Source organism: Paenibacillus sp. 01L418 (assembly GCF_056400045.1).
The window spans coordinates 1-1,058 of the sequence record NZ_JBFTSN010000800.1 but is presented as its reverse complement, the minus strand read 5'-3'; the positions used below and the strand labels follow the sequence as shown (position 1 = coordinate 1,058).

1 protein-coding gene and 1 pseudogene are annotated in these 1,058 nt (G+C 41.2%); one reads left to right on the top strand and one right to left on the bottom strand.

Annotated features, from left to right (window positions below; all coding sequences use genetic code 11):
- Positions 1-413, bottom strand: a 413-nt coding sequence (locus tag AC1DSE_RS35725) for an AraC family ligand binding domain-containing protein (protein ID WP_477529175.1), incomplete at its 3' end; no start/stop codon positions are given.
- A 170-nt stretch (positions 414-583) separates the two neighbouring features.
- On the opposite strand from AC1DSE_RS35725, the pseudogene AC1DSE_RS35720 reads away from it, so the two are divergent.
- Positions 584-1,058, top strand: a pseudogene (locus AC1DSE_RS35720) (phytanoyl-CoA dioxygenase family protein); the annotation flags it as partial.

Sequence of the window (1,058 nt, the reverse complement as noted above, 5' to 3'; positions counted from 1 at the left end):
GAGAAGCCGAAGGATTCTGCAATCAAAGTATCAATGATAAGCTCGAACAGCAATACTGCCTCTGCAACTTTTCCGGTTGTTTCGACCTTGCTTACAGGGAGCTGCAGATTTCGAATGGCATCCAGGGAATTGAAATCAAGATAATAAAATTTCCAGTTATTATCCTGACACTTGTATTCGGAGGGAATTCCCTCCTGAACGAAAAAGAAAGTGCCTGCATGCAGCTCATAGCGGTCATTCCCTTGGGATAGGATGCCCTTACCTTCATAAGTAATAAAAAGACCGGGAACGACGAATCCTTCACTGGTTATAATGTTGTAGGCATCGTCAGCCTGCACTTTCCAAATCGAATTAAATTGAGGGAAGCTGATGGGTTCTTTTCCAAGTATATAAGGAATATTCATGTAGGTCATATTAATCAACTCCATACCATTGTTCTAATATACATTTAATTTCAGTAATCTCCGTAAAATCTATGTATAATATGTACAATTATACATGATGTGAATACATGTATCCATGGATGCATAGATGCTTTTCCTCTACACTTAGAACAAATACCGAGTAGAGGAGTGTAATTGAAATGAAGCTAAAAGTTGGAAGCCGTGAGTTGGAGATGGATGGAAAAGAGCTTACAAAGCTCAGAAGCTCTAATGATATTTTTCATGATGTTCAGGCGCTGCGCGATCGGATGGAGGAAGACGGTTATTTACTGATCCGCGGGTTTCATGATCGCGATAAGGTGTTGCAGGCTCGAACAAATATTTTGGAAAAGATGAAACAGATGGGAAAGCTAGATCGGGATACGCAATTAGAAGATGGCGTCATGGCAGACGGAAGCAAAACGATTTTTTTTRGAGGAACCAACGAGGATCTTCCTGCACTGCTTAATGTTTTGAATGGGGAGCACATCATGCGTTTCTTCGATGAATTTCTCGGAGAGCAATCACTGACTTATCACTACAAGTGGCTTCGTGCGGTAGGTAAAGGTGATTTCACAGGAGCGCACTATGACATTGTTTACATGGGAAGAGGTACCCCAAATGTCTATACCGTAT